The organism is Mycolicibacterium grossiae (genome assembly GCF_008329645.1).
In the GTDB taxonomy this organism is placed as follows: domain Bacteria; phylum Actinomycetota; class Actinomycetes; order Mycobacteriales; family Mycobacteriaceae; genus Mycobacterium; species Mycobacterium grossiae.
In genome coordinates this window covers 3,887,161-3,910,470 of record NZ_CP043474.1, presented here as the reverse complement: position 1 = coordinate 3,910,470, position 23,310 = coordinate 3,887,161, and the positions used below count along the sequence as shown (strand labels likewise).

Here is a 23,310-nt window from a genome sequence, read left to right as displayed (position 1 = left end):
GCCGAACGCGGCATCACTCCGGAGCGAGCAGTTGATCGGCGTCGAAGCAGCTGTGGTCGCCGGTATGGCACGCGCCGCCCACCTGGTCGACCTCGAGCAGCACCGTGTCGCCGTCGCAGTCCAACCGCACCGAGTGCACCCGCTGGGTGTGCCCGGACGTCGCGCCCTTCACCCACTGCTCTTGCCGCGAACGCGAGAAGTACGTCGCCTCCCGCGTGGCGAGCGTGCGGGCCAGTGCGTCGTCGTCCATCCATGCGACCATCAGCACATCGCCGCTGCCGCGCTCCTGCACCACCGCGGTGAACAGTCCCTCGGCGTTGCGCTTCAACCGCTTCGCGATGTCCGTGTCGAGCGCGCTCATCGCACCACGATCCCTTCCGCCGCCATCGCCGCCTTCACCTCGCCGATCGACAGCTCCTTGAAGTGGAAGACGCTCGCGGCGAGCACCGCATCGGCACCGGCGTCGACCGCGGGCGCGAAGTGCGCGGCCGCCCCGGCGCCGCCGCTGGCGATCACCGGCACCGTCACGGCCTCGCGGACCGCGCGCAGCATCCCGATGTCGAAGCCCGCCTTGGTCCCGTCGGCGTCCATGGAGTTGAGCAGGATCTCCCCCACGCCCAGTTCGGCGCCGCGACGGGCCCATTCGACGGCGTCGATGCCGGTGCCGCGACGGCCGCCGTGCGTGGTGACCTCCCACCCGGACGGCGTCGGCGTCGCATCCGCCGGCACCGTCCGCGCGTCGACGGACAGCACGATGCACTGCGATCCGAACTGCCGGGACAGCTCGGCGAGGAGATCCGGCCGTGCGATCGCGGCGGTGTTCACCGACACCTTGTCCGCACCGGCGCGCAGCAGGGTGTCGACGTCCTCGACGGAGCGCACCCCGCCGCCGACGGTCAGCGGGATGAAGACCTGTTCGGCGGTGCGGCGCACCACCTCCAGCATGGTGGCGCGACCGGACGACGAGGCGGTCACGTCCAGGAACGTCAGCTCGTCGGCGCCCTCCGCGTCGTACACGGCAGCCAGCTCGACGGGATCGCCTGCGTCGCGCAGATTCTCGAAGTTGACGCCCTTGACCACGCGGCCCGCGTCGACGTCCAGGCAGGGGATGACACGGACGGCGAGTCGGTCGCCGTCGTCGCCGTGGTGATTCACCGGTAGTCCTCCGGCGAGCCGGCCGAGGCGACGATCTCGAGGATCTCGGCATGCACGCCGGGCTCCCCCGCCAGCGCGGACAGCGACGAGGGCGTCCACGGCGCGCCCTCGAGATCGGTCACGACGCCGCCCGCCGCGCGGACCAGCGCGACGCCCGCCGCGTGGTCCCACACGTGGTGGCCGAAGCTGATGGCGCCGCCCAGGACACCCGCCGCGACGTAGGCGAAGTCGACGCCAGTGGCGCCGTGCATGCGAATGCGCGAACACTTGCGGCTGAGCCGCTCGAGAACCGCCACCCGGTAGGGACCCGGGAAGCGGCCGCGCGAGGCGATGTTGAACGACCCGGTCGCGACGATGCAGTCGGCGAGGTCCGACTCGGTCAACGTGGGCTGCGCGACGCCGTTGGCGTACAACGGTTCTCCCACGACGGCGGTGTAGCGCTGGTCGGTGAACGGCAGCCACGTCAGCCCCGCCACCGGCTCACCGTCGCGCAGCAGGCCCAGCAGGATCCCCGCCATGGGGAGCCCCGCGGCGTAGTTGAAGGTGCCGTCGATCGGGTCGAGCACCCACACCAGGTGCGAGTCGAGGTCGGCGCCGCCGAACTCCTCGCCGTGCACGCCGATCCCGGTGGCCTCCTGCAGCGCCTCGACGACCTGCCGCTCGATCGCGAGGTCGACCTCGGTCGCGAAGTCGTTGCCCTTCTTCGCCACCGCGGAGTCGGCACGGTGGCCGGCCACGAACGGGCCCGCGGCCTCGTCGAGGATCGACGACGCCGCGCGCACCAGTGCGCCGAGATCGGCCTGATCCATCGCCATTCCCGTCCGCCCTACCGGCTGACCGCGTCGAGGGCTTCCGGCAACGTGAACCGCCCGGCGTACAACGCCTTTCCGACGATCGAGCCCTCGACCCCGCGGTCGGTGAGCGTGGCGATCGCCTCGAGATCGGCGATGCTCGACACCCCGCCGGACGCGATCACCGGGGCCGTGGTCCGATCCGCGACGCCGCCCAGCAGTTCGAGGTTGGGGCCCTTGAGCGTGCCGTCCTTGCCGACGTCGGTGACGACGTAGCGCGAACACCCCTCGCCGTTCAGGCGCTCGAGGACCTCCCACAGGTCACCGCCGTCGGTCTCCCAGCCGCGCCCGCGGAGGCGGTACCCGCCGTGGTCGGAGTCGATCTTCACGTCGAGGCCTACGGCCACCTTGTCGCCGTGCTCGGCGATCATGCGGGCGCACCACTGCGGATTCTCCAGCGCCGCGGTACCGAGATTGACCCGCGCGCACCCGGTCGCGAGCGCGGCGCTCAGCGACTCGTCGTCGCGGATGCCGCCCGACAGTTCGACGGCGACGTCGAGCTTGCCGATCACCTCGGCCAGCAGCTCGCGGTTGGAGCCGCGGCCGAACGCCGCGTCGAGGTCGACGAGGTGGATCCACTCCGCGCCGTCCTGCTGCCAGCCCAGCGCGGCGTCGAGCGCCGAACCGTAGTCGGTCTCGCTGCCCGCGACGCCCTGAACCAGGCGTACGGCCTTCCCGTCGACCACGTCGACGGCGGGCAGCAGAATCAATGGTGTTCTCGGCACGTCACATCACCCTAGTTCCTCGAGCCAATTGCCCAGCAGGGCCGCACCGGCGTCGCCACTCTTCTCCGGGTGGAACTGCGTGGCCGACAGCGCCCCGTCCTCGACCGCCGCCAGGAAGCGCACGTGGTGCGTGGCCCACGTCAGCTGCGCGGCGGGGTCGCCCTCCCACGCCTGCGCGGCATAGGAGTGGACGAAGTAGAACCGCGTGGCGTCGTCGATGCCGCGGAACAGCGTCGACTTCGCCGGGGCCTCCACGACGTTCCAGCCCATGTGCGGGATCACCGGCGCGTCGAGCTGGGTGACCGCACCCGGCCACTGTGCGCACCCGACCGACTCCACGCCGAACTCGACGCCGCGGGCGAACAGGATCTGCATGCCGACGCACACGCCCAGTACCGGCCGGCCGGCCGCCAGGCGGTCGGCGATGATCTTCTCGCCGTCGATGGCCCGCAGCCCGGCCATGCAGGCCTCGTAGGCGCCGACCCCGGGCACGACCAATCCGTCGGCGGCCGCGGCGGCCGCCGGGTCGGCGGTCACCTCGACCTCGGCGCCGACCCGCTCCAGCGCACGCTGCGCCGATCGCAGGTTGCCCGAACCGTAGTCGAGCACCACCACCGAGCGCTTGCTCACAGCGTGCCCTTGGTCGACGGCACGCCACTCACCCGCGGATCCGGCTCGACGGCCTGGCGCAGCGCGCGGGCCACGGCCTTGTACTCGGCTTCGGTGATGTGGTGCGGGTCCCGGCCGTAGAGGGTCCGCACGTGCAGCGCGATGCGCGCGTTGTACGCCAGCGACTCGAACACGTGCCGGTTGATCACGGTGTGGTAGGGCGCGCTGGACCCGGCAATCGTGAAGTGCACCATGAACTCCGGCTCCCCGGTGTGCACGAAGTACGGCCGGCCGGACACGTCCACCGCGGCGTGTGCGAGCGTCTCGTCCATCGGGATGAACGCGTCACCGAAGCGGCGGATGCCCTTCTTGTCCCCGAGCGCCTGCCCGAGCGCCTGGCCGAGCACGATCGCGGTGTCCTCCACGGTGTGGTGGCCCTCGATCTCGACGTCCCCGGTGGCGTGCACCGTGAGGTCGAAGCTGGCGTGGCTGCCCAGCGACGTCAGCATGTGGTCGAAGAACGGGACGCCGGTGGCGATGTCGACCTTTCCGGTGCCGTCGAGGTCGATCTCGACGACGATGTCCGATTCCTTGGTCGTACGTTCGACTCTCGCGCGGCGGGGGGCCGGCACGTTCATGATGCTCCTAGGCGGCTGGTGGTGGCGGTCAGTTCCGTGGCGGCCAGCGTGGCGCTGACGTCGAGCAGGACGTCGTTCTCGTCGACCAGGCCGGTGGTGGCCCGCAGGAACCCGGGAATGCCGACGTCGCGGATGAGGACCCCGGCGTCGAGGTAGCGCTGCCACGTCGCCGCGGCATCGGCGAACTCACCGAACAGGACGAAGTTCGCGTCGCTCGGGATGACGCGGAAGCCCATGTCACGCAACGCATTCGAGACGCGCTCGCGCTCGGCGATCAACACCGCGACGCTGCCGAGCGTGTCGTCGGCGTGGCGCAGCGCGGCCCGGGCCGCGGCCTGGGTGACCACCGACAGGTGATACGGCAGCCGCACCAGCAGCAGCGCGTCGATCACCGCGGGGTCGGCGACCAGATACCCCAGCCGCCCGCCGGCGAACGCGAACGCCTTGCTCATCGTGCGGGTCACGACGAGCGTGGCGGGATATTCGGCGAGCAGGTGCACCGCGCTGGGCTCGGACGAGAACTCGCCGTACGCCTCGTCGACGATCACGACACCGGGCGCCGCGTCGAGGACGCGCCGCAGGTCGGCGAGCGAGATGCTCTGTCCCGACGGGTTGTTGGGGCTGGCCACGAAGACCACGTCGGGCGACCGCTCGGCGATCGCGGCGACGGCCGCCTCGACGTCGAGGCCGAAGTCGTCGGCACGGGCGGCCTCCAACCACGCGGTCTGGGTGCCGTCGGAGATGATCGGGTGCATCGAGTACGACGGGACGAAACCGATCGCGCTGCGCCCAGGCCCGCCGAACGCCTGCAGCAGCTGCTGCAGGATCTCGTTCGAACCGTTGGCAGCCCAGAGGTTCTCGGTGTCGACCCGAACACCGGTCTGAGCGGTGACGTAGGCGGCCAGGTCGGCACGCAGCAGCACCGCGTCGCGGTCCGGGTAGCGGTGCAGGTCGGCCGCCGCGTCGCGCACCGACGCGGCGACGTCGTCGACGAGGGCCTGCGTCGGCGGGTGCGGGTTCTCGTTCGTGTTGAGCCGCACCGGCACTGCCAGCTGCGGCGCGCCGTAGGGCGACTTGCCGCGCAGGTTCTCCCGCAGCGGCAGGTCGGCGAGCGTGATGCCGGACGCGGTCACCGGTCGGCCTCCGGACCGCCGAACCGCCGGCGCACCGCCTCGCCGTGCGCGGGGAGGTTCTCGGCTTCGGCGAGCGTGATCACGTAGCCCGCCACGTCCTTGAGAGCCGCCTCGCTGTAGTCCACCACGTGAATGCCCCGCAGGAACGTCTGCACCGACAGCCCGGAGGAGTGGCGTGCGCACCCGGCCGTGGGCAGCACGTGGTTGGACCCCGCGCAGTAGTCACCGAGGCTCACCGGGGAGAAGGCGCCGACGAAGATGGCGCCGGCGTTGCGGACCCGGCGCGCGACCGCGGCCGCGTCGACGGTTTGGATCTCCAGGTGTTCGGCGGCGTAGGCGTCGATCACCTTCAGTCCCGCGTCGACGTCGTCGACCAGGACGATGGCCGACTGCCGGCCGGTGAGGGCGGTGGTGACGCGGTCGCGGTGCCGGGTGGTGGCGACCTGTGCGGCGACCTCGGCGTCGGCGGCGGCCGCGAGGTCCTCGCTGGTGGTCACCAGCACCGACGCCGCCATCTCGTCGTGCTCGGCCTGGCTGATCAGATCGGCGGCCACGTGCACCGGATCCGCGGAGTGGTCGGCGAGGATCGCGATCTCGGTGGGCCCCGCCTCGGCGTCGATGCCGACCGCCGACCGGCAGATCCGCTTGGCGGCGGTGACGTAGATGTTGCCCGGCCCGGTGATCATGTCGACGGGCGCGAGGGCACCGCCGTCGGTGTCGGTGCCGCCGTAGGCGAGCAGCGCGACGGCTTGTGCGCCACCCACTGCCCAGACCTCGTCGACGCCGAGCAGCGCGGCCGCCGCGAGGATCGTCGGGTGCGGCAACCCGTGGAACTCCCCGGCGGGATCGTGTTGGGGCGGGCTGGCGATGACCAGCGAGTCGACACCGGCGATCTGCGCGGGCACCACGTTCATGACGACGCTCGACGGGTAGACCGCGTTGCCGCCGGGCACGTAAAGCCCCACCCGGGCGACCGGCACCCAGCGTTCGGTGACGGTGGCTCCGGGCCCCAGCGTGGTGGTGGTGTCGGTGCGGCGCTGATCGGCGTGCACCGCGCGGGCCCGCTCGATGGACACCTCGAGAGCGGCGCGGATGTCGCCGTCGAGGGCGGTCAGGGCGGCGTGCAGCGCGTCGACGGGGACGCGGACGGCGGCCGGGCGCAGGCCGTCGAAGCGCTCGCCGTACTCGAGCGCAGCCTCCGCACCACGTTCGACCACGGCATCGACGATCGGCCGGACGGTGGGCAGCACGGAGTCGACGTCGACGCCGCCGCGGGGCAGCACGGCACGCAGCCGCGCCACCGACAGCTCGTCACCCCGCAGGTCGATGCGCGGCATCGTCAGCAGCGGCCCGGACGCCGCCTCCGGACCAGATGGGGAGGTCTTCACGCCACTATTGTCCCAGAGCAGTCCAAATCGAAATGGAGCCGCCATGTCCAGCTCGTCCGCACGCAAGGATCACCCCAACGACGCGCCCGGCGTCCCGATGCTCATCCCGGTCTGGTTGGAGAACTTCCAGATCAAGTACGTCAACCCGCTGCTGCGCCCGCTGTCGAAGCGGATGCCCGGTTTCGCGGTCATCCGCCACCGCGGCCGTACGTCGGGAAAGACCTACGAGACGATCGTCACCGCCTACCGCAAGGACCGCCTGCTCGCGATTGGCCTCGTCCACGGCAAGACGAACTGGGTGAAGAACGTGCTCGCCGCCGGCGAGGCCGACATCCACGTCGGCCGCCAGGACCTGCATCTGACCAATCCCCGCGTCCTTCCCGCCGGTACGCACGACCCGGCGCTGCCTCGAATCCCGCGCATGCTGGCCAAGCGGCAGGGCACGTTCGTCGCCGACATCGCCTGAGCTGCGCCCGGAAACGGCTTGAGCGGACGTCTCGGCCGCTGCCACACTTCGTGGCATGAGCTGGAGTCTGTGGTTGGCGTTCCTCGGTGCGGCGATCCTCATCGCGGTGTCACCGGGGGCCGGTGCCATCCAGTCGATGGCCACCGGCCTGACCCACGGCGTCCGGCGCGGCTACTGGAGCATCCTCGGCCTCGAGGTGGGGCTGATGTTGCAGCTGACCCTGGTCGCGCTGGGGCTGGGCGCCGTCGTCACGCGTTCGGTGGTCGCGTTCAACGTCATCAAGTGGATCGGTGTGGCGTACCTGCTGTACCTGGCGGTGCGGCAGTGGCGTTCGGCGACGCGGGACCTGGGCGAGCAGCTCACCGGTAGCGGCGACCGTGGGCGGATGGCGTTGGTCACTCGCGGATTCCTGGTCAACGCCACGAACCCCAAGGGGTTGGTGTTCTTCCTCGCGGTGACGCCGCAGTTCCTCGTGCCCGGCGCGCCGCTGCTGCCGCAGTATCTCGCCATCGGCGTGACGATGATCGTCGTCGACTGCGTCGTGATGGGCCTCTACACCGGCCTGGCGGCGCGGTTGCTGCGGTGGATGCACACGCCGCGTCAGCAGACCATCGTCAACCGGGTGTTCTCCGGACTCTTCGCCACCGCCGCCGTGGTGCTGTCGCTGGTGCGGCGCGCCGCGACCGCCTGATGCGCCACGATCGGTGATCTTGGTTAACGCCCAGGGCCGGGTTGTGACGGCATTAGCCAGCAGTTTTTGACGCAGCGGAAGATCCTGGTTACGGCTTGAACCAAGCCGTGAACGTGTGTTTACGTGGTGACGCCGCGCGCGGGGACGCAGGGCCCCGCCGTCCGACCACGACCACGGGAGACCCCACGCATGCCCCTCGGCCCGAGCACCAGCCGATCGACCATGTTCACCGCCGCCCTCGCCGTCGGCGTCGTCACCGCTGCAGGCACCACCGCCGCCGGCGCCGATCCCGCGGATCCCACGGCGACGCCGATCCGTCCCACGTCCGCGGCCGCGCACCTTCCCGCTCCGGCGGCGGTCGCCACACCCACCGCGCTGCTGACGGGCACCGCCCCCGCGGCGCCGTCATGGGCCACGACGCTCGCCCCGGCGCTGGCGTCCGCGCTCGCCCAGCCGGCTCCGCCGACCGACCCAGGGGCCGCCGCGGCGCGCGCCGCCGGCGGTGCGACGACCGGCCCGTCACGGGTCGCACCGGCCGCGCTCGTCGCGCGACCCGGAACCGCCGCCGCACCGCAAGCGGCGGTGACCGATGACGGTGCGCGCACCGCCTCCGGGTCGGCCCTCCCGTTGGCGCTCGCGCCGACGTCCGGCGCCACACCGGCAGCCCTGGCCGCCGCACCGGCGGCACCGGGGCTGGGCGACGCCGTCGCCGCCTTCGTGAAGATCTTCATCAGCGACGGCGGGCCCGGACAGAATGCCGGTCTGCTCATCGGCAACGGCGGCGACGGGTTCGCCGGCCAGGACGGTGGCAACGGCGGGCTGCTCATCGGCAACGGCGGCAATGGCGGGGTCGGCGTGCGGGGCTTCGGCGGCAACGGCGGCAACGCCGGCCTGTTCGGCAATGGCGGCAACGGCGGCGCCGGAGGCATCGCCGTCGTCGGCTACGGCACCGCCACCGGACTGCAGGGTGGGCGCGGCGGAAACGGAGGCATGATCGCCGGCAACGGCGGGCAGGGCGGCCAGGGCGGCGCGGCGTACAGTGCCGACGGCATCGCGACCGGCGGGGCCGGCGGCGCGGGAGGCACTGGCGGCATGACGGGCAGCGGTGGCGCGGGCGGCGCGGGCGGCACCGCCGAGAGTCCGCGGTCGACGGCCACGGGTGGCCGCGGCGGTGACGGCGGCGCGGCCAGCGAGGTCGGCGACGGCGGAGCCGGCGGCACGGGCGGCGACGCCACGGGCAGCGGCGCCACCCGCGGCGGCGCGGGCGGCACCGGAGGGAGCGGCGGCACGGTATCCGGTACCCGCGGTAGCGACGGCCAGGACGGCGCGACCACCGTCCCCGGCGGGACCACGCCCGGCACCGCGACCACCGGGACGACCCGGGTGGCGACCACGTCGACGACGGCGGGCGCATCCGCGGGCACGTCGTCGGCGACCGGTGCTGCGGGCCGCGGGGCGGGACCGACCAGCGGGGCGGAATCGACCAGCGGGGCGGGATCGACCACCGGGGCGGACTCCGACGCGGACTGACCGCCCCTAGACGTCCAACCCGATGTCGAGCACCCGCACCGAATGGGTGAGCGCGCCGACGGCGAGGTAGTCGACGCCGGTGCCGGCATAGTCGGCGGCGGTGTCGAGCGACAACCCGCCCGAGGACTCCAGCTTGGTGCCGGGCGCGCGCGAGTTGCGGCGCTGCACCGCGATCTGGGTCTGCCACACCGGGAAGTTGTCGAGCAGCACCAGCTCGACGTCCTCTCCGAGGATGGCGTCGAGCTGCTCGAGCGAGTCGACCTCCACCTCGCAGGGCAGGTCGGGCGCGGCCGCGCGGACCAGTTTCAGCGCCTCGACGACGCCCCCGGCCGCGGCCACGTGGTTGTCCTTGATCAACGCCGCGTCACCGAGACCCATGCGGTGGTTGACGCCGCCGCCCACGCGCACGGCGTACTTCTGCAGCGCGCGCAGCCCCGGCAGGGTCTTGCGGGTGTCGCGGATCGCCGTGCCGGTGCCCTCGACGGCGTCGACCCAGCGGGCGGTCGCGGTGGCGATTCCGCTGAGGTGGCTCACCAAATTCAGCGTCGTGCGCTCGGCGGTGAGCAAGCCGCGCATCGTGGCCTCCACGACGAGCAACGGCTGGCCCGCCTCGAGCCGTGCGCCGTCCTCCACGCGCTCCACGACCCGGTAACCGTCGCTGCCGAGCACCTCGTCGAACACCAGCAGGGCGACCTCGACGCCGGCGACGACGCCGGGTTCGCGGGTGACCATTGCGGCGACGGTGCGGGCGTCGGCGGACACCGTGGCCTCGGTGGTGACGTCCGGGCCGTACCGGAGGTCCTCGGTCAGCGCCCGCTCGATCGCGGCGAGCGCCTCGCGTCGTTCGTCGTCGGTGAGTCGCATCAGCACACCCCCAGGGGTTGAGAGACGGTGAGACGTCCGTCGTCGAGGCGGACGGTGGAACTGACGGCCCGGGCCGGGTCGGTCGCCGGGTGATCGGACCGGTGGTGGCAGCCGCGGGACTCGGCGCGCTCGCGAGCAGCCGCGACGACGGCACCCGCGGTGACGGTGAGGACGGCGTCCTCGGCCGCGGCGCGTCCACCCCGGGTGACGGGTGTCGCGGTGCCCAGCAGGTCGGCGGTGGCCCGCAGCCCGGCGGCGTCGCGCCGCACACCCACGGCCCGACTCATCTGCTGCTGCAGTGCGTTGCGAGGCAGCGCGACTCGGGTCTCCTCGGTGGGGACGGCGCGGCGACCGGCGCCGGCGTCGAGCGCATGCGCGGCGGCGGCCCGGCCCGCGCGGCCACCGACGACCAGCCCCTCCAGCAGGCTGTTGGATGCCAGCCGGTTGGCGCCGTGCATGCCGGTGCGGGCGACCTCGCCCGCGGCGTACAGCCCGGGCAGGGACGTGCGGCCCTCGACGTCGGTGACGACGCCGCCGCAGCTGTAGTGCGCACCCGGCACGACCGGGATCAACTGGTGCTGCGGGTCGATGCCCGCCGCGCGGCAGGCCGCGGTGACGGTCGGGAAGCGCACGGCGACGTCGGCGACGGCGCGCGCGTCGAGGAAGACGCGGGCGTCCCCGCTCTCGCGCAACCGGGCGTCGATCGCCGCCGCGACGACGTCGCGCGGCGCGAGGTCGCCCATCGGGTGGACACCCGCGGTGACCGAGCGCCCGTGGCCGTCGACGAGCACCGCTCCCTCGCCGCGCAGCGCCTCGGTGATCAGCGGGCGGCGTCCGCCACCGTCGACGCACAGCATGGTCGGGTGGAACTGCACGAACTCGAGGTCCGCGACCGGCACGCCCGCCCACAGCGCCAGCGCGATGCCGTCCCCGGTGGAGCCCTCCGGGTTGGTGGTGGCGGCGTAGAGGTGCCCGAGGCCGCCCGTGGCGAGCACGACCGTCGGGGCGTGCAGGATGCCCGGTCCGCTGCCGTCGTGCACCAGCACGCCGGTCACGCCGGCGTCGTCGTGCAGCACCTCGAGCGCCACGTGTCCGGTCCGGACGTCGAGGCGCGCGGCCGCGGCGTCGAGGGCGCGCTGCACCTCGGCGCCGGTCGCGTCGCCACCGGCGTGGATGATGCGGCGCCGCGAGTGGCCGCCCTCGCGGGTGAGCGCCCACGCGCCATCCGGGGTTCCGGGCGAGGCACCTCCGGCGGGAGAATCGAAGCGCGCCCCGTCGGCCACCAGGTCGCGGACCGCCCGGTGACCGTCGGCGACGATCGACGTGACCGCCGCGGCGTCACACAGTCCGCCGCCCGCGGCCAGGGTGTCGGCGACGTGCGCCTCCACCGAGTCGTCGGTCCGCGGCAGCACCACCGCGATGCCGCCCTGGGCGTAGAACGTGGCGGTCTCACGGGCCTTGCTCAGCACGACCACGCGACGGCCGCTGCGGTGCGCAGCCAACGCAGCGGCCAGCCCCGCCACGCCGGTGCCGACCACGACGACGTCGGCGCGCTGCTCCCAGACGCCGCTGCCGCCGCAGCGGGCGAGGCGGCGCGTCATTCCCCGCCGCCGGGCTGCCCGATCGCGATCATGCGCTGGACGCTGGCACGTGCGAGGCGGGCGGTCTCCGGGTCCACGTGCACCTCGTCGGCGCCCTCGCGCAGGCACCGCAGCAGCGCGGCCGGGGTGATCATCTTCATGTAGGTGCACGACGCCCGGTCGTTGACGGCCCGGAAGTCGACGTCCGGTGCGGCGCGCCGCAACTGGTGCAGCATGCCGATCTCGGTGGCCACCAGGACCTGGCGGGCGCGGGTCTCGCGGGCGGCGTCGAGCATGCCGCCGGTGGAGAGGATCTTGACGCGGTCGTCCGGGACGGCTCCCTCGCCGGCGAGGTACAGCGCCGACGTGGCGCAGCCGCACTCGGGGTGCACGAACAACTCGGCATCGGGATGGCTGCGCGCCTGGGCGGCCAGCTCGTCGCCGTTGATGCCGGCGTGCACGTGGCACTCGCCCGCCCAGACGTGCAGGTTCTTCCGGCCGGTGACGCGCCGCACGTGCGCACCGAGGAACTGGTCCGGGCAGAACAGCACGTCGCGGTCGGCGGGGATGGAGGCCACCACCTCGACGGCGTTCGAGGAGGTGCAGCACACGTCGGTCAGGGCCTTCACCGCGGCGGTGGTGTTCACGTAGGACACCACGACGGCGTCGGGGAACTCGTCCTTCCACGCACGCAGATCCTCGGCGGTGATCGAGTCGGCCAGCGAGCAGCCCGCCCGCTGGTCCGGGATCAGCACCGTCTTGTCGGGGCTGAGGATCTTCGCGGTCTCCGCCATGAAGTGCACGCCGCAGAACACGATGACGTCCTCGGGCGCCTCGGCGGCGATGCGCGACAGCGCCAGCGAGTCCCCGACGTGATCGGCGATGTCCTGGATGGCCGGCACCTGGTAGTTGTGCGCCAGCAGTGTCGCGTTGCGCTGCTCGACGAGGCGGCGGACCTCGGCGGCCCACTGCTCGTCGGCCTCCACGCCGCCGTAACCACCCGGGCCGTTCGTGATCTTGTCCGCCCAGCCCTGGGGCTCCGCCGTGGTGTCCAGCACCGTCATGGCCGTCTCCTTTGACTCCCGAGGTTTTCGACTTATGATCGAAAACATGCCACATCGTAGCACCGCACACGAAGTGCTCGCCGTCGTGTTTCAGGTGCGCCGCCTCGGGACGCGGAAACCGCAGCTCGACGTCCTGCTGTGGGAGCGGGCGATGGAACCGCAGCGCGGTGCGTGGTCGCTGCCCGGCGGCCAGCTGCGCCTGGACGAGGACATGACGAGTTCGGTCCGCCGGCAGCTGGCCGAGAAGGTGGACCTGCGCGAGGTGGCCCACCTCGAGCAGCTCGCGGTCTTCAGCGCCCCGGACCGCGTACCGGACTCGGTGTACGGCGGGCGGACGATCGCGTCGACATTCCTGGGCCTGGTGCCCTCCCCCGCCACGCCGACACTGCCGCCGGACACCCGGTGGCACCCCGTCGACGCGCTGCCGCCCCTGGCGTTCGACCACGAGACGATGATCGTCAACGCACACGCCCGGCTGAATGCGAAGCTCTCCTACACCAACATCGGGTATGCGCTCGCACCGCGCGAGTTCGCGCTGTCCACGCTGCGCGACGTCTACGGCGCGGCCCTCGGCTACCCGGTGGACGCCACCAACCTGCAACGCGTGCTCGCCCGCCGCGGCGTCATCGCCCCCACCGGGACCACCGCCAAGTCGGGTCGCAGCGGCGGTCGACCGGCCGCGCTGTACCGCTTCGCCGAGTCGCGCTACCGCGTCACCGACGAGTTCGCGGCCCTGCGCCCGCCGACGTGAACGACCCCCCTCATTGGTCTTTAAGGTTTCGTTAAGAGAGAATGGCCGGATGGATCTAGGCAGCGCGGCCGAAGCAACCGGTGCCGAGTGGATCGGCGTGGCCCCTCACCAGGGGCTCGAGGCCGAGGAGCGGCCCCAGCTGCCCGAGCGCGACGCGTTCTACACCCCGCCCGCGGGGTTCGAACACGCCCGCCCCGGTACCGTCCTGCGATCGCGTGACGTATCGCTCGCCTTCCTGGGCCTCGTCCCGCAGCGATTCACCGCCACCCAGCTGCTGTACCGGTCCGCCGACATGGACGGCCGCCCGCGCGCGGTGGTCACCACGGTCGTCGCGCCGGTGCAGCGCGACACCACCCGCCCGTGCCCGATCGTCTCCTACCAGTGCGCCATCGACGGCATCTCGGGCCGCTGCTTCCCCTCCTACGCACTGCGGCGTGGCGCGAAGGCCATCGGCGCACTGGCGCAGGTCGAGTTCCTGCTCGTCGCCGCGGCCCTCGCGGAGGGCTGGGCGGTGTCGGTACCCGACCACGAGGGCCCCGACGGCATCTGGGGCGCGCCGCGCGAACCCGGCTACCACGTCCTCGACGGCGTCCGCGCGGCGCTGAACTTCGAGCCCCTCAACCTGTCCCGGGAAGCCCCGGTCGGCCTGTGGGGCTACTCCGGCGGCGGGCTGGCCAGCGCCTGGGCCGCCGAGGTGTACGCCGACTACGCCCCGGAACTCAACGTCGTGGGCGCGGTGCTGGGCTCGCCGGTCGGCGACCTCGGTAGCGCCTACCGCCGGCTCAACGGCAGCCTGTTCTCCGGGCTGCCGGCCATGGTCGTCGCCGCGTTGTCGCACGTCTATCCCGACCTCGACCGGATCATCTCCGAGCACGCCACCCCCGACGGCAAGGAGATGCTCGAGCGCGTGCACCGGATGACCACGGCGCAGGCCGTGCTGTGGCTGATCCGCAAGGACATGGACGACCTGGTGGACTGGCCGCTGCAGCGGATCCTCGACACCCCCGAGGTCCAGCACGTCTTCGACAGCATCAAGCTCGGCGGCACCGCGCCGACGCCGCCGGTGCTGATCGTCCAGGCCGTGCACGACAAGATCGTCTCGGTCGACGACATCGACGAACTCACCGAGACCTACAGCCGCGGCGGTTCCAGCGTCACCTACCACCGCGACGCGTTCAGCGAGCACATGCTGCTGCATCCACTGTCGGCGCCGATGACGCTGCGGTGGCTGCGGGACCGCTTCGCCGGCCGCCCCATCTCGGAGAACCGGCTGCGCACCGCCTGGCCCACCATGCTGAACCCGTCGACCTACCGGGGCATGCTGCGACTCGGTGTGATCAGCGCGAAGGTGATCCTGGGTCGGCGGGTGGAACGTCGCCCGCTGTCGCTGCTGGACCGCTGAACTCCGGCGCCGGCCAGGCCGGCGTGTCCACCGGCGGCCAGGCACCGAGGTCGTCGCGCGGCGTGGACAGCGCGCACAGCGCGTAGGCCAGCGCCGCGATGCCCGCGGGAAAGACGATCGACACCGCGATCTGCAGCGGCGCGTGCCCGAAGAACACCGACGGCGCCTCGAAGAAGTAGTACACCCGGCTCTCCGGCGTGACCGGCGCGGACGCCAGGTCCACCGCTCCCCACCGCCAGCGGGCCAGGGCCGCGCCGACCCCGGCGGCCACCGCCGTCCCGGCCAGCGCGCCCACGGTCAGCGCACCCACCATCGCGGGACCCCGGTGCGCCCGCCACCGCCACACCACGGCCGTGGCGACGACGGCGACGACGCTGACCAGGCCGGGCAGCAGGAACGCGCCGAGGAACAGGTGATCGGCCGCGTCGCCGACGTAGCCGTGCACGCGCTCGCCGCCACGTGTCAGACCGATGACCGCCGCGATGGGCGGCGCGAGCCACGCCCACGCCGCCCCCGCCAGCGCCCCGGCAGCGATCAGCCCCAGCACCACGGTCACCACCGCCCGGCGCCGCGAGACGCGCGGGGGCCCGGCCGGTGCGCCCGTCATGGGCTCGACATGCGTCATCGTCGTTCGAGCGTCATCGTCGTTCGAGATCCTTCGAGTCCAGGTCGCCATGCCGCGAGCACCGTGCCGACCAGCCGTCCGGGCGGACCTGCACGATCATGCGCCGGCCGCAGTCCGCGCAGAACCGCGGCGGCTCCAGACCGAGCAGTGCGGCGGCCGGCGTGGCACCGCCCTCCGGGGCACCGGTGTAGACGTTGAACCGCTCCGACATCGTCGTCCTACAGGCTGGCGTTGAGGGCCTTGATCGGCATCTGCAGATCGTCGAGCAGCTCCAGGTCCGCCTCGGCGGGGCGGCCCAGCGTGGTTAGGTAGTTGCCGACGATGACGGCGTTGATGCCGCCGAGGATGCCCTGCTTGGCGCCGAGGTCGCCGAGGGTGATCTCCCGGCCGCCCGCGAAGCGGAGCATGGTGCGCGGCAGCGCCAGCCGGAAGGCGGCGACGGCCTTGAGCGCCTCCGACGCCGGCAGCACCTCGAGGTCGCCGAACGGCGTGCCGGGCCGCGGGTTCAGGAAGTTCAGCGGCACCTCGTGCGGATCGAGTTCGGCGAGGTTCGCCGCGAACTCGGCACGCTGCTCCAGGGTCTCGCCCATGCCGAGGATGCCGCCGCAGCAGACCTCCATGCCGGCTTCGCGGACCATCTCCAGCGTTCCCCAGCGCTCCTCCCAGGAGTGCGTGGTGACGACGTTGGTGAAGAACGAGCGCGCCGTCTCGAGGTTGTGGTTGTAACGGTGGACGCCCATGTCCTTGAGCCGGTCGACCTGCTCCTGGGTCAGCATGCCCAGCGAGCAGGCGATCTGGATGTCGACCTCGTTGCGGATCGCCTCGATGCCCGCGGCGACCTGCGCGAGCAGTCGCTCGTCGGGGCCGCGCACGGCGGCGACGATGCAGAACTCGGTGGCGCCGGACTTGGCGGTCTGCTTGGCGGCCTCGACGAGGCTGGGGATGTCGAGCCACGCGCTGCGCACCGGCGAGGCGAACAGCCCGGACTGCGAGCAGAAGTGGCAGTCCTCGGGGCAGCCACCGGTCTTGAGGCTGATGATGCCCTCGACCTCGACCTCCGGGCCGCACCACTTCATGCGGACGTCGTGGGCGAGGGCGAGCAGCTCGGGGAGGCGGTCGTCGGGCAGCTGGAGCACCGCGAGGACCTGCTGCTGGTCCAGTCCTCGGCCCTGCTCGAGCACCTGCTCGCGGGCCAGTGCCAACACGTCCTGCGCGTCGTCGCTCTTCGCGTCCGCGGTCGCCGCTTGCGTCACCTGGCACTCCTCCTGACATCCGACTTGAACGGTGTTTAGGATACAGGCGTGCAGCAGCACCGCCGCCACGCCCGGTCCGAAGTCGTCGACACCGCCGCGCACCTGCTCGACGAGTACGGGATCGGCGACCTGACCATGCGCCGTCTCGCCCGCGAGCTGGGCGTCACCCCGGGCGCCCTGTACTGGCACTTCTCCGACAAGCAGGAGCTGCTCGGCGCGGTCGCGGACCGCATCCTGGGCACCGCCGTCCGCCCCACCCCCGGGACGCGGTGGTCCGAGCGCATCCTCGCGACCGGGACCGCCCTGCGCGAGGCGCTGCTGTCCTCGACCGACGGGGCCGAGCTGGTGAGCGCCACCTTCGCGTCGGACACCTCCCGGGCGCTGCGCGAGATCGTCGCCGAGCTGGTCGCCGCCGCGACCGACGCCGGCTTCGACGCGACGGCCGCGGAACTGGCGGCGCGCACGGTGGTCTACTACGTCCTCGGTTTCACCGCCGACGAGCAGTCCCGCCTGCAGTGGGACGCCGCAGGCGCGCTGCCCGCCGATCAGTCGCTGCTGACGTCGAATCCCAACGGCCGCTTCGGCTTCGGCCTGAAGCTCCTGGTCGACGGCATGGCCGCGCAACGCTCGTCAGCCGGCGATGACGGTGTCGATCCGGGCGTCGCCGTCCCAGCGCCGTAGGCCCGCGAAACGTCCGGGGACGTCGTCGGAGCCGAGCACGGCCAGCGCTGCCGGCAGGTCCACGGGCGCGAGCCGCCGGCACAGGGTGACGTGCGGGGTCCACTCGTCGGGCCGGGCGTGCGGGAACGGTCCGCTGCGCTGATGCGGCCCCGCGAGGTCGGCGAGGCGGCGGTGCAGGGCGAGCAGCCCCTCGGACGGCACGACGAGCCGGACGAGGGTCAATGCATGCCTGCCGAAGATCAGCGGTGCGCCGAGGCGGCAATCCAACGGAAGCGCCAAGGCCGCCGCGCGCAGCGCGTCGTCGACGTTCGGCGCGATGTGGTCGGCGACCGTCATGGTGACGTGCGGCCGGTTGGTCGGCGAGCGGTGCCGCGCCTGGCTGGGTAGTCCCGCGTCGGCCAGCGCGTCCCATTCCCGGCGCACCGCTGCGTCCGTCGCCGCGTCGAACGTCAGCTCGATGGAGTGGGCCATCTACAGCAGACCCCGCACCCAGTCGGCCTCGAAGGCCGGCGCCGCGAGGTCGGCGAACGCCCCGGGCGACAGGGCGCCCGCGCCGGCGGGCAGCACCGCCCGCACCGCGGCGAGGCGCGCGAGTTCGCCGAGGTTCGACCGTTCGGCCGGCCCGGGCTCGGCGGGATAGCTGCCGACGACGATGCCTGCGCACGCCACGCCGCGGGTGGCGAGGGCCTCGACGGTGAGCGCGGCGTGGTTGAGCGTGCCGAGCCCGGCCGCCGCCACCACCAGGACCGGCGCCCCGACGTCCGCGGCGAGGTCACGCAGCGTCGCGCCGTCGGCGCTCAGTTCGACCAGCAGACCGCCGGCGCCCTCGACGACGAGCAGCCTGCCGGGGGCGGCGGCCGAGCGCACCAGCTCGCGCAGTTCCGCCCGCGTGGGCAACGGCGTCCCCGCCCGTTCGGCGGCTGCCTTGGGCGCCAACGGTTCCGGGTAGCGCCAGCCGCGGACCACGTGCGCGACGCCCGCGAGCCGCGCCACCTCGGCGAGGTCGTCGTCGCCCTCGGTGAGCGTCGGACCCGAGCCGGTCTGCAGCGGCTTGCACACGGCGACCTCGAGCCCGGCGAGCCGGGCGTGGCACGCCAGCGCGGCGGTCGCGACGGTCTTGCCGACCCCGGTGTCGGTGCCCGTGACGACGACGACGCTCACGCGCGCGCCGTCGCCAGCACGTCGGACAGCACGGCCGCGGCGAGATCCAGTTCGGTCGGGTCGAGCGACGCGCGTGCGGTCAGGCGCAGCCGCGAGGTCCCGACGGGCACCGTCGGCGGACGGAAGCAGCCCACCCGCAGGCCGCGGTCGAGGCACGCGGCGGCGGCCGCAAGGGCGACCTCGGGCTCCCCCAGGATCACCGACACGACGGCCGACTCGGGCGCGCCCGGTACCCCGGACGCAGCCGCCAACGTCGCGGCGTGCGCGAGGACGGCGTCGGCGCGCCAGGGTTCGGCGACCAGCACCCGCAGCGCGGCCCACGCCGCCCCCACCGCGGCGGGGGCCAGTCCGGTGTCGAAGATGAACGGGCGGGCCGCGTCGATCAGGTGGGCGCGCACGGCAGCCGGACCGAGCACCACGCCGCCCTGGCTGCCGAGCGCCTTGGACAGCGTCGTGGTCATCACGACGTCGGGTGCGCCGGCGAGACCGACCTCGTGCAGCAGCCCCCGTCCTCCGGTACCGCGCACCCCGAGGCCGTGCGCCTCGTCGACGACGAGCAGCGCACCGTGCCTGCGGCACACGGCGTGCATGTCACGCAGCGGCGCGAGCGCGCCGTCGGCGCTGAACACCGAGTCGGTGAGGACCACCGCACGCTCCTCGGTGCGCCCGGCGAGCGCGGCGTCGATCGCGTCGACGTTCCGGTGCGGCGTCACCCGGACCCGCGCGCGGGACAGCCGGCAGGCGTCGACCAGCGAGGCATGGGTGTAGGCGTCGGACACCACCAGCGCATCCGGGCCGCTCAGCGCGACGACCGCACCCAGGTTCGCCGTGTACCCCGAGGAGAAGACGAGCGCGGACTCCGCGCCGACGAAGTCGGCGAGTGCCGACTCGAAGCCCTCGTGCAGCTCGGTGTTGCCGGTGACGAGGCGCGACCCGGTCGAGCCCGCGCCCCAGGTGCGGACGGCGTCCACGGCGCCGTCGAGGACGGCCGGGTGCGTGGACAGGCCGAGGTAGTCGTTGGACGCGAGGTCGAGTTCGGTTCCCACCGGCGGGCGTGCCCGCAGCGAGCGGCGCAGTCCGGCGGCGCGGCGCCGTTCGGCGACGTCGGCGAGCCAGGCCAGGGGGTCAGCGAGATCCGTGCGCGTCACCGGTGGACCTCCCACGTCGAGGATCGACTTGAACACCGTTCAGGTTAATGCACGCGCGACGGCCACCATGCCGGACCCGATCGCCTCGACCTCCTCGGGCGTGCAGACGAACGGCGGCATCGCGTACACCAGGTTGCGGAACGGCCGCAGCCACAGCCCGTGGTCGAGCGCGGTCCGCGTCGCGACCGCCATGTCGACCGGTGCGGCCATCTCGAGCACGCCGATCGCCCCCAGCACCCGCACGTCGGCCACCCCGGCCAGGTCGCGTGCCGGGGCCAGGCTCGACCGCAGGCCGGCCTCGATCCCCGCGACCCGGGTGCGCCAGTCGTTGGCGAGCAGCAGTTCCACCGACGCGACGGACACCGCGCACGCCAGCGCGTTCGCCATGAACGTCGGCCCGTGCATCAGCGCCCCCGCCTCGCCGGTGCTGATGGTCTCGGCGACGTCCGCGCTGCACAGCGTCGCCGCGAGCGTGAGGTAGCCGCCCGTCAGCGCCTTGCCGACGCACATCACGTCCGGCGACACCCCGGCGAGGTCGGCGGCGAACAAGGCGCCGGTGCGGCCGAAGCCCGTGGCGATCTCGTCGAAGATCAGCAGCACGTCGTGGTCGCTGCAGGCCGCCCGGAGGTCGGCCAGGTAGCGCGGGTCGTGGAACCGCATCCCGCCCGCGCCCTGCACCACCGGCTCGACGATGACCGCAGCGACCTCGTCGGCGTGGTCGGCCAGCTGGCGCGCGAACGCCTCGGCGTAGGCCGGGTCGTACTCGGTCGGGACCTGGGGTGCGAACACCTGCGGCACCAGCACGCCGCGCCACAGCGAGTGCATGCCGCCGTCCGGGTCGCACACGCTCATCGGGGTGAAGGTGTCGCCGTGGTAGCCGCCGCGCCACGTCATCAGGTGCCGTCGCCCGGACCGACCGCGCGCCAGCTGGTACTGCAGCGCCATCTTGGCGGCCACCTCGACCGCCACCGAACCCGAGTCACTGAAGAACACGGTGTCCAGCCCGGCGGGCGTGATCTCGACCAGCAGCTGCGCCAACCGCGCCGCGGGTTCGTGGGTGAGGCCGCCGAACATCACGTGGTTGAGCGTCGCCAGCTGCCCCATGATCGCGGCGTCCAGCACCGGGTGGCCGTGCCCGTGGATGGCCGTCCACCACGAACTCATCGCGTCGATGACGTCGGTCGGCACGCCGTCGCGGTCGACCGTGATCCGCACGCCGCGCGCCGCCGTCGCCACCACCGGCGGCATCGCGTCCACCCCGATCGTGCTGTAGGGATGCCAGACGTGAGCCGCGTCGATCGCGGCGATCTCGGCGGGCGTCAACGCGGGCACCGGGGCTCCTCTCGCGCGGGGGACGGCAGCTGGACCGGCGTTCCTTCACAGGAGGCCGACCATCCGCGCACGGTAGATTGTCCGTCGATCATGCTGACCCCCGCCCCACCCCGGACGGCATCGCGCACCGCAGCCGGGCCGACGCCGCCCGCCGCCCTGGGTACGCGGTCGTCCGGTTTCTACCGCCACGACCTCGACGGGCTGCGCGGCATCGCGATCGCCCTGGTGGCCGTCTTCCACGTGTGGTTCGGCAGGGTCTCCGGCGGCGTGGACGTGTTCCTCGCGCTGTCGGGCTTCTTCTTCGGCGGCCGTCTGCTGCGGGCCGCGCTCAGCCCGACCGCCTCGCTGGCGCCGCTGCCCGAGATCCGCCGCCTCGTCCGGCGCCTGCTGCCGGCACTGGTGGTGGTGCTGGCGGTGGCGGCCGTGCTGACCATCCTCATCCAGCCCGAGACACGGTGGGAGGCGTTCGCCGACCAGAGCCTGGCCAGCCTCGGCTACTTCCAGAACTGGGAGCTGGCGAACACCGCGGCGGACTACCTGCGCGCCGGCGAGGCCGTCAGCCCGCTGCAGCACATCTGGTCGATGTCGGTGCAGGGCCAGTTCTACCTCTCCTTCCTGCTGCTGGTGTTCGGCTTCGCGCTGCTGTTCCGCCGGCTGCTCGGCCGGTTCACCCGCGCCGCGCTGATCGTCCTGCTCACCGCGCTGATCGTCGCGTCGTTCGTCTACGCCATCCACGCGCACTCCGAGGACCAGGCCACCGCCTACTACGACAGCTTCGCCCGCGCCTGGGAGCTGCTCCTCGGAGCGCTGGCAGGAGCCGTGGTGCCCTACGTGCGGTGGCCGATGTGGCTACGCACCGTGGTCTCGGTCGTCGCGCTCGCCGCGATCCTGTCCTGCGGCGCCTTCCTCGACGGCGTCAAGGAATTCCCCGGGCCCTGGGCGCTGGTGCCGGTGGGCGCCACGATCCTGTTCATCCTCAGCGCCGCCAACCGGGCCGCCGACCCGCACCTGCGGACCGACCGCATGCCGCTGCCGAACCGCCTCCTGGCCACGCGGCCGTTCGTCTCGCTGGGCTCGATGGCGTACGCGCTGTACCTGTGGCACTGGCCGCTGCTCATCTTCTGGCTGGCCTACAGCGGGCACAAGTCCGCGAACCTGCTCGAGGGCTCGATCATCCTTCTGGTCTCCGGCGTGCTCGCGTGGCTGACGATGCGCTTCGTCGAGGAGCCGCTGCGGTTGCGCACCCCGGTCGCCCGCAAGCCCACGGTCCGGGCGCCGCTGCGGCGGCGACTGCGCCGCCCGACGATCGTGCTCGGGTCCATCGTCACGCTGCTCGGCGTCGCGCTGACCGCGACGAGCTTCACCTGGCGCGAGCACGTGACGATTCAGCGCGCCAACGGCAAGGAACTCTCCGGGCTGTCACCGCGCGACTATCCGGGCGCCCGCGCGCTCGTCAACGGGGCGCGCGTCCCCCAGCTGCCGATGCGCCCGACCGTCCTCGAGGCCAAGGACGACCTGCCGCAGAGCACGTTGGACGGGTGCATCGGCGACTTCGACGACACCGGCATCGTCAGCTGTGCCTACGGCGACAAGTCCGCGCGGCGGGTGATCGCCCTGGCCGGCGGCTCGCACGCCGAACACTGGCTGACGGCACTGGACCTCCTCGGCCGCGCACACGGTTTCAAGGTGGTGACCTACCTCAAGATGGGCTGCCCGCTCACCACCGAGGAGAAGCCGTTGGTGATGGGCGACAACCGGCCCTATCCCAAGTGCCACGACTGGAACCAGAAGGTGATGCCGCGCATCCTCGGCGACCACCCGGACTACGTCTTCACCACCTCCACCCGGCCGTGGAACATCAAGGACGGCGACGTCATGCCCGGCACCTACGTCGGCGTCTGGCAGGAATTCTCCGACGCCGGCATCCCGGTGCTCGCGATGCGCGACACCCCGTGGCTGGTGCGCGACGGCGAACCGTTCTTCCCGACCGACTGCCTCGCCGGCGGCGGCGACGCCATCTCCTGCGGCATCGAGCGCTCCAAGGTACTGTCCGACCGCAACCCCACCCTGGACTTCGTCGCCCAGTTTCCGCTGCTGAAGCCGATCGACATGAGCGACGCGGTCTGCCGGGAGGACTACTGTCGTGCCGTGGAGGGAAATGTGTTGATCTATCACGATTCCCATCACTTCACGACCACCTACATGCGCACCATGACCCCCGAGTTGGGCCGCCAGATCGCCGCGATCACCGGCTGGTGGTGAC

Annotated in this window: 25 protein-coding genes; 7 read left to right on the top strand and 18 right to left on the bottom strand. The window is 72.7% G+C overall.

The window, feature by feature from the left end:
* Window positions 1–13: 13 nt before the first annotated feature.
* From hisI to hisD, 8 genes are read right to left on the bottom strand one after another with little or no spacing between them, the layout of a single operon-like run.
* Entirely contained in the window at window positions 14–361 is a 348-nt protein-coding gene (gene hisI / locus FZ046_RS18855) for a phosphoribosyl-AMP cyclohydrolase (RefSeq protein ID WP_070356311.1), read from the bottom strand.
* Window positions 358–1,155 (bottom strand): imidazole glycerol phosphate synthase subunit HisF, encoded by a 798-nt coding sequence (gene hisF / locus FZ046_RS18850; protein ID WP_070356312.1) that lies wholly within the window; start codon window positions 1,153–1,155, stop codon window positions 358–360. The genes hisI and hisF overlap by 4 nt, the downstream gene beginning before the upstream one ends.
* On the bottom strand, window positions 1,152–1,970 hold the full coding sequence (locus FZ046_RS18845) for an inositol monophosphatase family protein (RefSeq protein ID WP_070356313.1): 819 nt from the start codon (window positions 1,968–1,970) through the stop codon (window positions 1,152–1,154). The genes hisF and FZ046_RS18845 overlap by 4 nt, the downstream gene beginning before the upstream one ends.
* Window positions 1,971–1,981: 11 nt before the next feature.
* A complete protein-coding gene (gene priA / locus FZ046_RS18840) occupies window positions 1,982–2,731 on the bottom strand; it encodes a bifunctional 1-(5-phosphoribosyl)-5-((5-phosphoribosylamino)methylideneamino)imidazole-4-carboxamide isomerase/phosphoribosylanthranilate isomerase PriA (protein ID WP_070356314.1) in 750 nt (249 codons plus the stop codon).
* Between the two features lie 6 nt (window positions 2,732–2,737).
* The gene (gene hisH, locus FZ046_RS18835) at window positions 2,738–3,361 is read right to left on the bottom strand and encodes an imidazole glycerol phosphate synthase subunit HisH (RefSeq protein ID WP_070356315.1); all 624 of its coding nucleotides are present in this window, start codon (window positions 3,359–3,361) and stop codon (window positions 2,738–2,740) included.
* A complete protein-coding gene (gene hisB, locus FZ046_RS18830) occupies window positions 3,358–3,978 on the bottom strand; it encodes an imidazoleglycerol-phosphate dehydratase HisB (protein WP_070356316.1) in 621 nt (206 codons plus the stop codon). Before hisB ends, hisH begins: the two co-directional genes overlap by 4 nt.
* On the bottom strand, window positions 3,975–5,111 hold the full coding sequence (locus FZ046_RS18825; RefSeq protein WP_070356317.1) for a histidinol-phosphate transaminase: 1,137 nt from the start codon (window positions 5,109–5,111) through the stop codon (window positions 3,975–3,977). The genes hisB and FZ046_RS18825 overlap by 4 nt, the downstream gene beginning before the upstream one ends.
* Entirely contained in the window at window positions 5,108–6,448 is a 1,341-nt protein-coding gene (hisD, locus tag FZ046_RS18820; protein ID WP_070356320.1) for a histidinol dehydrogenase, read from the bottom strand. Before hisD ends, FZ046_RS18825 begins: the two co-directional genes overlap by 4 nt.
* Before the next feature lie 94 nt (window positions 6,449–6,542).
* Between hisD and FZ046_RS18815 the strand changes: the two genes are divergently transcribed.
* From FZ046_RS18815 to FZ046_RS18805, 3 genes are all read left to right on the top strand, one after another.
* Window positions 6,543–6,965 carry a nitroreductase family deazaflavin-dependent oxidoreductase gene (locus tag FZ046_RS18815; protein ID WP_070356318.1) on the top strand — a complete coding sequence of 141 codons (423 nt, stop codon included), beginning with the start codon at window positions 6,543–6,545 and terminating at the stop codon, window positions 6,963–6,965.
* Between the two features lie 55 nt (window positions 6,966–7,020).
* Window positions 7,021–7,656 (top strand): LysE family transporter, encoded by a 636-nt coding sequence (locus FZ046_RS18810; protein ID WP_070356319.1) that lies wholly within the window; start codon window positions 7,021–7,023, stop codon window positions 7,654–7,656.
* A 189-nt stretch (window positions 7,657–7,845) separates the two neighbouring features.
* Window positions 7,846–9,186: a hypothetical protein gene (locus tag FZ046_RS18805; RefSeq protein WP_149484292.1), complete on the top strand. Its 1,341-nt coding sequence runs from the start codon at window positions 7,846–7,848 to the stop codon at window positions 9,184–9,186.
* A 6-nt stretch (window positions 9,187–9,192) separates the two neighbouring features.
* Here FZ046_RS18805 and nadC read toward each other — a convergent pair whose 3' ends face one another.
* Genes nadC through nadA form a run of 3 tightly spaced genes read right to left on the bottom strand, consistent with a single transcriptional unit; the run spans window position 9,193 to window position 12,694 of the window.
* Window positions 9,193–10,050: a carboxylating nicotinate-nucleotide diphosphorylase gene (nadC, locus tag FZ046_RS18800; RefSeq protein ID WP_070355314.1), complete on the bottom strand. Its 858-nt coding sequence runs from the start codon at window positions 10,048–10,050 to the stop codon at window positions 9,193–9,195.
* The gene (locus FZ046_RS18795) at window positions 10,050–11,651 is read right to left on the bottom strand and encodes an L-aspartate oxidase (RefSeq protein WP_070355291.1); all 1,602 of its coding nucleotides are present in this window, start codon (window positions 11,649–11,651) and stop codon (window positions 10,050–10,052) included. Before FZ046_RS18795 ends, nadC begins: the two co-directional genes overlap by 1 nt.
* Complete coding sequence (nadA, locus tag FZ046_RS18790; RefSeq protein WP_070355292.1) at window positions 11,648–12,694, bottom strand: quinolinate synthase NadA; 1,047 nt, start codon at window positions 12,692–12,694, stop codon at window positions 11,648–11,650. Before nadA ends, FZ046_RS18795 begins: the two co-directional genes overlap by 4 nt.
* A gap of 46 nt (window positions 12,695–12,740) precedes the next feature.
* Here nadA and FZ046_RS18785 point away from each other — a divergent pair, with 46 nt between their 5' ends.
* Window positions 12,741–13,445 carry an NUDIX hydrolase gene (locus FZ046_RS18785; RefSeq protein ID WP_070355315.1) on the top strand — a complete coding sequence of 235 codons (705 nt, stop codon included), beginning with the start codon at window positions 12,741–12,743 and terminating at the stop codon, window positions 13,443–13,445.
* Between the two features lie 49 nt (window positions 13,446–13,494).
* A complete protein-coding gene (locus tag FZ046_RS18780) occupies window positions 13,495–14,847 on the top strand; it encodes a lipase family protein (RefSeq protein WP_070355293.1) in 1,353 nt (450 codons plus the stop codon).
* On the opposite strand, the gene FZ046_RS18775 is transcribed toward FZ046_RS18780, so the two are convergent.
* Genes FZ046_RS18775 through bioB form a run of 3 tightly spaced genes read right to left on the bottom strand, consistent with a single transcriptional unit; the run spans window position 14,783 to window position 16,725 of the window.
* Complete coding sequence (locus tag FZ046_RS18775; protein ID WP_070355316.1) at window positions 14,783–15,454, bottom strand: DUF2567 domain-containing protein; 672 nt, start codon at window positions 15,452–15,454, stop codon at window positions 14,783–14,785. The two genes, FZ046_RS18780 and FZ046_RS18775, sit on opposite strands and share 65 nt — an antisense overlap.
* A 31-nt stretch (window positions 15,455–15,485) precedes the next feature.
* Window positions 15,486–15,683 (bottom strand): biotin synthase auxiliary protein BsaP, encoded by a 198-nt coding sequence (gene bsaP / locus FZ046_RS18770; protein WP_070355294.1) that lies wholly within the window; start codon window positions 15,681–15,683, stop codon window positions 15,486–15,488.
* Between the two features lie 7 nt (window positions 15,684–15,690).
* Window positions 15,691–16,725, bottom strand: a complete 1,035-nt coding sequence (gene bioB, locus FZ046_RS18765) for a biotin synthase BioB (protein WP_070355295.1) — start codon at window positions 16,723–16,725, stop codon at window positions 15,691–15,693.
* Between the two features lie 48 nt (window positions 16,726–16,773).
* On the opposite strand from bioB, the gene FZ046_RS18760 reads away from it, so the two are divergent.
* Entirely contained in the window at window positions 16,774–17,406 is a 633-nt protein-coding gene (locus FZ046_RS18760) for a TetR family transcriptional regulator (protein WP_149484291.1), read from the top strand.
* Here FZ046_RS18760 and FZ046_RS18755 read toward each other — a convergent pair.
* The 4 genes from FZ046_RS18755 to FZ046_RS18740 are packed head-to-tail and all read right to left on the bottom strand — an operon-like array spanning window position 17,356 to window position 21,047.
* Window positions 17,356–17,877, bottom strand: a complete 522-nt coding sequence (locus FZ046_RS18755; RefSeq protein WP_070355297.1) for a 2'-5' RNA ligase family protein — start codon at window positions 17,875–17,877, stop codon at window positions 17,356–17,358. The two genes, FZ046_RS18760 and FZ046_RS18755, sit on opposite strands and share 51 nt — an antisense overlap.
* Window positions 17,878–18,567, bottom strand: coding sequence for a dethiobiotin synthase (gene bioD / locus FZ046_RS18750; RefSeq protein ID WP_070355298.1), 690 nt, complete (start codon window positions 18,565–18,567; stop codon window positions 17,878–17,880).
* On the bottom strand, window positions 18,564–19,715 hold the full coding sequence (locus FZ046_RS18745) for an 8-amino-7-oxononanoate synthase (protein WP_070355317.1): 1,152 nt from the start codon (window positions 19,713–19,715) through the stop codon (window positions 18,564–18,566). The genes bioD and FZ046_RS18745 overlap by 4 nt, the downstream gene beginning before the upstream one ends.
* 39 nt (window positions 19,716–19,754) lie before the next feature.
* Window positions 19,755–21,047: an adenosylmethionine--8-amino-7-oxononanoate transaminase gene (locus FZ046_RS18740; protein WP_070355299.1), complete on the bottom strand. Its 1,293-nt coding sequence runs from the start codon at window positions 21,045–21,047 to the stop codon at window positions 19,755–19,757.
* A gap of 90 nt (window positions 21,048–21,137) precedes the next feature.
* On the opposite strand from FZ046_RS18740, the gene FZ046_RS18735 reads away from it, so the two are divergent.
* Window positions 21,138–23,309 (top strand): acetyltransferase SucT, encoded by a 2,172-nt coding sequence (locus FZ046_RS18735; RefSeq protein WP_070355300.1) that lies wholly within the window; start codon window positions 21,138–21,140, stop codon window positions 23,307–23,309.
* Window position 23,310 lies beyond the last annotated feature (1 nt).

What these genes read in the sequence shown, in the direction of transcription:
- FZ046_RS18780 (WP_070355293.1), top strand. Translation starts at nt 13,495, where the DNA reads ATGGATCTAGGCAGCGCGGCCGAAGCAACCGGTGCCGAGTGGATCGGC.
- FZ046_RS18785 (WP_070355315.1), top strand. Translation starts at nt 12,741, where the DNA reads ATGCCACATCGTAGCACCGCACACGAAGTGCTCGCCGTCGTGTTTCAG.
- FZ046_RS18795 (WP_070355291.1), bottom strand. Translation starts at nt 11,651, where the DNA reads ATGACGCGCCGCCTCGCCCGCTGCGGCGGCAGCGGCGTCTGGGAGCAG.
- FZ046_RS18775 (WP_070355316.1), bottom strand. Translation starts at nt 15,454, where the DNA reads ATGACGGGCGCACCGGCCGGGCCCCCGCGCGTCTCGCGGCGCCGGGCG.
- bsaP (WP_070355294.1), bottom strand. Translation starts at nt 15,683, where the DNA reads ATGTCGGAGCGGTTCAACGTCTACACCGGTGCCCCGGAGGGCGGTGCC.
- FZ046_RS18845 (WP_070356313.1), bottom strand. Translation starts at nt 1,970, where the DNA reads ATGGCGATGGATCAGGCCGATCTCGGCGCACTGGTGCGCGCGGCGTCG.
- hisB (WP_070356316.1), bottom strand. Translation starts at nt 3,978, where the DNA reads ATGAACGTGCCGGCCCCCCGCCGCGCGAGAGTCGAACGTACGACCAAG.
- nadC (WP_070355314.1), bottom strand. Translation starts at nt 10,050, where the DNA reads ATGCGACTCACCGACGACGAACGACGCGAGGCGCTCGCCGCGATCGAG.
- hisD (WP_070356320.1), bottom strand. Translation starts at nt 6,448, where the DNA reads ATGCCGCGCATCGACCTGCGGGGTGACGAGCTGTCGGTGGCGCGGCTG.
- FZ046_RS18755 (WP_070355297.1), bottom strand. Translation starts at nt 17,877, where the DNA reads ATGGCCCACTCCATCGAGCTGACGTTCGACGCGGCGACGGACGCAGCG.
- FZ046_RS18815 (WP_070356318.1), top strand. Translation starts at nt 6,543, where the DNA reads ATGTCCAGCTCGTCCGCACGCAAGGATCACCCCAACGACGCGCCCGGC.
- FZ046_RS18810 (WP_070356319.1), top strand. Translation starts at nt 7,021, where the DNA reads ATGAGCTGGAGTCTGTGGTTGGCGTTCCTCGGTGCGGCGATCCTCATC.
- nadA (WP_070355292.1), bottom strand. Translation starts at nt 12,694, where the DNA reads ATGACGGTGCTGGACACCACGGCGGAGCCCCAGGGCTGGGCGGACAAG.
- FZ046_RS18805 (WP_149484292.1), top strand. Translation starts at nt 7,846, where the DNA reads ATGCCCCTCGGCCCGAGCACCAGCCGATCGACCATGTTCACCGCCGCC.
- FZ046_RS18735 (WP_070355300.1), top strand. Translation starts at nt 21,138, where the DNA reads ATGCTGACCCCCGCCCCACCCCGGACGGCATCGCGCACCGCAGCCGGG.
- hisI (WP_070356311.1), bottom strand. Translation starts at nt 361, where the DNA reads ATGAGCGCGCTCGACACGGACATCGCGAAGCGGTTGAAGCGCAACGCC.